This is a genomic window from bacterium (assembly GCA_030652805.1).
Taxonomy (GTDB): domain Bacteria; phylum JAHJDO01; class JAHJDO01; order JAHJDO01; family JAHJDO01; genus JAHJDO01.
Map to the genome: position 1 here is coordinate 1 of JAUSPT010000004.1, position 5,078 is coordinate 5,078.

The window sequence follows — 5,078 nt, forward strand, 5'->3', positions numbered from 1 at the left end:
TTTTTTTTGCAACATCCATCTATATAGCGTGGTAAACCCCGCTTCAGCCGCTATTTCTTTTCTATTTTTATTGCGTGTGTCCATGTCTATTATTTTTTGCGTATTAGCAGATGGAAACTGGTGTCCTTTCGGTAGCTTAGGCAACCTTTCTTCATCCATAGCTTTACCAATAGATGAAGCCGATATGTAAATTATGTCTTGTATTGCAACCAGTGATTTATATTTCTTATAAAGCTGTTTTAAAAACATCCAGCGGGTTTTATAATTAGTTTTGTGATCTCGATTATAAGCAAGCCTTGTTCCGTCCCAGTCTATAGTCATTTTTTAAACTCCTTTTTTTACCGCTTTCGGCCACTTGTGAATTATTTCTAATTTTTCTGCCGGTGTCGGCTCAACTAAACAACTATGATCTTTTTCTACTGCGAATTTGTTTTTTTTAGTATTATAATAAACCGAATCTTTACTCTTTAATTTGCCTAAGGCTTTCCAATCATTCATGATTTAGCGTATTCCTTTCCTTTGTTGTTATAGATGTTGTTCATATCCGCTTCTCCCTACGCTTAAGTTCCAACTTTAATCCGGTAGTCTGATTTGAGGGTGATTCATATGTATAAGGTATTTCGGGCTGTGTTCCAGTCTGCATTCATCACATTCCCAGTTGTGTTGTCACCTATAAATTCACCATCTGAGCTTACAATCAGTTCTTTATAACCAATATCTATGGTCTTAGTGTCCATATTAAGCACCTTTTTTTGCGCCAGCGAAGGAAATCTATGTCCCTTAGGCAGTAGTTTTAGCTGAAGCTTGCCTTTTGCTGCTCTTAGTTTGTTCTCGTCTCTTATTGCCCTTGCAAACGCCTTGTGGCTTATACATATTGCTTTTGACGCTCGATAAAGCGATGTATGTTTATTATATAGTTGCTTTAAGAGCATCCAACGGCTTTTATATTTTGTTCCGTTGTCTCTGTTATAAGCAATTCTGTTTGCGTCCCAGTCAATACTCATTTTCTCCTTTAAAACATTTTAATTTGTTTGCGTTCTGCTTCAATACGTTCTTTTGCAATACGGCAAAAATGCTCCGAAATTTCAATCCCAATCCAGCGTCGTTTTAATGCCTCACAAGCTATTGCAGTTGTGCCCGAACCAAGAAACGGGTCGAGAATTAAATTTCGACTGCTTGAATATCTATTAATAATACACATAAACAAACCGACGGGCTTTTGTGTTGGATGGTATCTTTTTTCTGGAGATTCTTTTAAAAATCCATTCCATAACCATTTGATTTTTCTGATAGATTTTTTATGAGATGTCCAAGCAAGCTCGCAATCCCCGAAGTTGCCAGTATTATCTTTGTCCCATACAATCCAGCTTGTCGAAGGCGGTAAATAGTCAGTAAACAGATTACCCCCAAAAATTATTTGATGAGTTGATATTGACTGTATTAAATCGAAGACTGTTTTATCCGGTCTTGTTTTATTCCAGTTCTGTTTACCATAATCGGGTTGCTTAGCTAAACACCTACCACGACCCTTAGAATAATAATCAAAGTCTGTTCCATAGGGAGGATCTGTGAGACAAAGATCAACAGGCTCAAGTTCAGGTATTATATCCTCGCATGAACCATGATACAGCTTCCCCAATTCAGTCTCGTAGTAAGGCTTCATTAATTCCTCGGCTTTTTCCATTTCTTATTAAACCGTGTTAACAATAGCCAAGCGAACTGTGGCGTTATTTTAGCTTGCAGAGCTACCTGCCATCGGTACATATCAGCCGTGTCCATCTCCAGCACTGCTAATTGAGCCCATGAGGGGAATCTATGCCCTTTTGGTAGTCGTGGTATTCCTTCATCCACCATAGCCCTGTGAAACGATGTGTGTGCCATATAGAGGGCTTCACCGCATTTCTGGCATGTCTTGTATTCTGCGTAAATAGCTGATAGTTACCTTTTCTATAGAAAATCATAGAACTGGCTGTAAGGCGTCGAGACCATATGCACCGACGAATAGGATATTTTTGGATGCATTGAGATCGCTATCCATCAATAATCCACAAGAGCACTTGTAAGTTTCGCCACGACGGTTTGACTTACAAATGCGCCCACATTGGCTACAACGCTGGCTGGTATATTGAGAAGGAACTTTTTTAAAAATAACTCCGGTTTCTTCACACAGCATAGATAATTTATCAAGGACACCTCGATAAGTCCATCTTTGTAGCTTATTATTGAATTTCTTACATATTTTGCCTTTAGTCTTATGTTTGACATTTTTTAAGTCTTCAGCAAACAGCTCTTTGACATTATCTAAATCTAAAGCTTTACATGAGACATTGACCAATTCATTACGCTCGATCAAGGCACGTTTAAAAGCCTTACTGCCTTGCTTCTTGCGTGCTATTTTTTCATAAATTACATTATCCCCGATGAACTCACCATCAGAACTAACAATGAGCTTTTTATAACCGATATCAATGGCTTTCTGGCCACCAGAAGTCTTTATTGGAGGAGCTGGTTTTTCAAAGAAAATATCAACGAAATAACCATTTTCAGTTATTCTAAGCCGAATAGATTTTTTGATGATCCAGCCGGCTTCTATAAAGTGATTAAAATGGAAGTGCTTTTGGGAAGGCAGGTTGATTGTGATTTTGTTGCCTATTGAGGATAATTTAATCCAAATATCAAAGCTATTTACAGCTTGTTTAATATCAACAAAGCGTGAATCAAGCTCCATGACAACTCGATTAAGAACTGGCTTGGTTTTCTTTTTCTTCTTGCGCTGGGATTTAACAATAGATAGAGCTTGTTTTGCGGCAGCTTGTCTTAGCCTGGCCGATAACCAGCTTTCAACTGTAGTATCCTTGACAAAATTGCCAGAGAATTGCCTTTGCTCCCAAAGGCTGTCTATAAACAGGTTGACAACGCTTTGATATTCCTCGGCTATCTCTTTGACCTTCTCAAGCTTGCCAGTATTCGCAAATTTAAGGCTTATTGTCGATTTTCTTATCATCTTGAAGCTCTTTAATTAATTGTTCGGTTTTTCTTTTGCTTCGGCGTTGCCCATAAATTTTAGCACAAAAACTTGTAATAATTGAAACAAAGTCTTGAATTAAATCTTGTTTGTCTGTTTCAGTTTGATTTAAAATTATTATTTCACAATTAATATGAGAACATAATATTTCAAGGTATCTTACACCAAACCTTGATAATCTATCTTTGTGCTCAACAACTATTTTTGTTGCCTTGCCATTAAGCAAGACAGATTCAAGTTTTTTCCGTTTATCGTTTAATCCTGAGCCTATCTCTTTTAGATTAAGGTCTGCAGTCCATCCTTTGGCATTGCAAAAACCAATTAATCTTTTAGATTGGCTTTCAAGATTATCTTTGTTTTGAGAGGAACTAACACGGGCATAAGTAACAATAAAATCTTGTTTTTTTCCAATGGATTCAGGTATTATTATAGCCCCACCTGGTAACTTATAAGCCGAAGGGAGCTTTCCGGTTCTAAAATATTCCCATGCTGTTCTATAAGTAATGCCTTGTTTTTTAGCCCAGTGTGATAATTTCATGCCTTTATTATATATACTAATTTTCTATTGTCAACTATTATTTTCTATAAATCGTAAGTTTATCTATTATACTTTATTCCACATGTAGCGATTTAAATCCCAATCGATTGCCATTTCATTTATTGCCTACCACTAATGCTATTCCACTATTCCCAAAAACCAGCGCATATATTGTATGTTCGTAGCACTCAGAATATAAAAATCCGATGAGCTTATCACCGAAACCGCCAACATATTTAAAGGATTTAATTTCAGCGAATAGGAATCTTTTCATTTTTTGCCCTCCGCTTAAATCTTTTCTTATTGTGTTTTTCCTGCCATGCTTCAAACGGCCCCCAGGCAGGATGATTTTCTCTTTCCGGTTGATTTTTCAGCGGATCCCCATCTGTCTTTAGGAACATAGGCCCATAATAAGCCTGGAATCTCCACCTCCAGAGCTTGCCATTTTTATCAATTCCTTCGCCGAAATAAACACCGTGCGAACACTCGATGCAATAAGGTGAGTCGAAAGCACGGCATATGGTGCTGGTACAAATATCCGGTCTCATTTTTTAATTTCCCTTATTATTTTTGGATTAGCTGGCATATTAATACTCCACTATGCAACATGGAAATTCTTTATCAATCTGATACCAAACGTTGTTAATTTTAATTGGCATAGGGATTAGGTGGTCAGCGTTATCATCTTCGATCACATCGTGGGCTACCAGGAGATCACACACAATCGCCATTGCATTCGTGATGTCGAACTTATGTTTGGAATCCCTCACGAAATGAAAGCCGATTATATGCGGCGGCTTGCGTTTTTTTAAATCTGCCCGCATAGATTTCACAGCGGCTTCAAATAAATTAGGTCGTGTTTTGTAATTCTCTACGGTCTTTTTAGATACTGAATATTTCTTAACGCCTAATTTTTGTAGGTATTTACGCACAGTCTTTGAGTGAAACACCCCCTTTACTGTTGCTACCTTTGAGTTTTTTAATGAAGGCGTGTTTCCAGGAATATGGATTCTCATCAGCTTAACTCCTTTATTTAATTAGGTCCCGTGGGTCTAAATTGAGAGCTTTGGCTATTTTCTCTGCGTGGGTTATTTTCTTAGACTTAATCATATAAAATAATAACTGCCTGCTAACTTTCATTTTATTAGCAAGCCATGCTTGATTCTCGCCAAGTCTTTCTAATTCCTGTTTTATTTTGAGTGTGTTCAGTTCCATAGTTTATTCATATCATTAACTTTATTGCCTGTCAAGTTTTTTCTTAACAGATTTTTGCGCTCAAAATTCTTAATGAAAGCACCCATTTATGCAAATATATTAATTCAAGTAAAAGAATAGTTTGACAGATATTTCAGATTGTGTTTATATAAACAAAACAAAAGGAGAATATTATGGGATTATGTATTGAATGCAAAAAAAGACCGATTAAAATCAAGAAAAGAAAACTATGCTCTATATGTTATGGAAAACTTTATAGGCAAAAGAGATTAGCTAAAATAAATCCAAGCGAAACAATGA

Annotated in this window: 11 protein-coding genes; all 11 read right to left on the bottom strand. The window is 36.7% G+C overall.

The annotated features are described in order from the left end of the window. Positions 1-321 (bottom strand): hypothetical protein (locus tag Q7J67_00205; protein ID MDO9463717.1); only part of this gene is annotated, 321 nt, incomplete at its 3' end. Positions 322-324: 3 nt separating this feature from the next. Then, complete coding sequence (locus Q7J67_00210) at positions 325-498, bottom strand: hypothetical protein (GenBank protein MDO9463718.1); 174 nt, start codon at positions 496-498, stop codon at positions 325-327. Between the two features lie 104 nt (positions 499-602). Next, the gene (locus Q7J67_00215) at positions 603-1,004 is read right to left on the bottom strand and encodes a hypothetical protein (protein ID MDO9463719.1); all 402 of its coding nucleotides are present in this window, start codon (positions 1,002-1,004) and stop codon (positions 603-605) included. Between the two features lie 8 nt (positions 1,005-1,012). Further along, positions 1,013-1,684, bottom strand: a complete 672-nt coding sequence (locus tag Q7J67_00220) for a site-specific DNA-methyltransferase (protein MDO9463720.1) — start codon at positions 1,682-1,684, stop codon at positions 1,013-1,015. Next, a complete protein-coding gene (locus Q7J67_00225) occupies positions 1,663-1,881 on the bottom strand; it encodes a hypothetical protein (GenBank protein ID MDO9463721.1) in 219 nt (72 codons plus the stop codon). The genes Q7J67_00220 and Q7J67_00225 overlap by 22 nt, the downstream gene beginning before the upstream one ends. A 76-nt stretch (positions 1,882-1,957) precedes the next feature. After that, entirely contained in the window at positions 1,958-3,004 is a 1,047-nt protein-coding gene (locus tag Q7J67_00230) for a transposase (GenBank protein MDO9463722.1), read from the bottom strand. Continuing rightward, positions 2,976-3,563, bottom strand: coding sequence for an IS607 family transposase (locus tag Q7J67_00235; GenBank protein ID MDO9463723.1), 588 nt, complete (start codon positions 3,561-3,563; stop codon positions 2,976-2,978). Before Q7J67_00235 ends, Q7J67_00230 begins: the two co-directional genes overlap by 29 nt. Before the next feature lie 115 nt (positions 3,564-3,678). Then, positions 3,679-3,837 (bottom strand): hypothetical protein, encoded by a 159-nt coding sequence (locus tag Q7J67_00240; GenBank protein MDO9463724.1) that lies wholly within the window; start codon positions 3,835-3,837, stop codon positions 3,679-3,681. After that, positions 3,815-4,111, bottom strand: a complete 297-nt coding sequence (locus Q7J67_00245; protein ID MDO9463725.1) for a hypothetical protein — start codon at positions 4,109-4,111, stop codon at positions 3,815-3,817. Before Q7J67_00245 ends, Q7J67_00240 begins: the two co-directional genes overlap by 23 nt. Positions 4,112-4,150: 39 nt before the next feature. After that, on the bottom strand, positions 4,151-4,579 hold the full coding sequence (locus Q7J67_00250; protein ID MDO9463726.1) for a hypothetical protein: 429 nt from the start codon (positions 4,577-4,579) through the stop codon (positions 4,151-4,153). A gap of 13 nt (positions 4,580-4,592) precedes the next feature. Continuing rightward, positions 4,593-4,778 (bottom strand): hypothetical protein, encoded by a 186-nt coding sequence (locus Q7J67_00255; GenBank protein ID MDO9463727.1) that lies wholly within the window; start codon positions 4,776-4,778, stop codon positions 4,593-4,595. Positions 4,779-5,078: the final 300 nt, after the last annotated feature.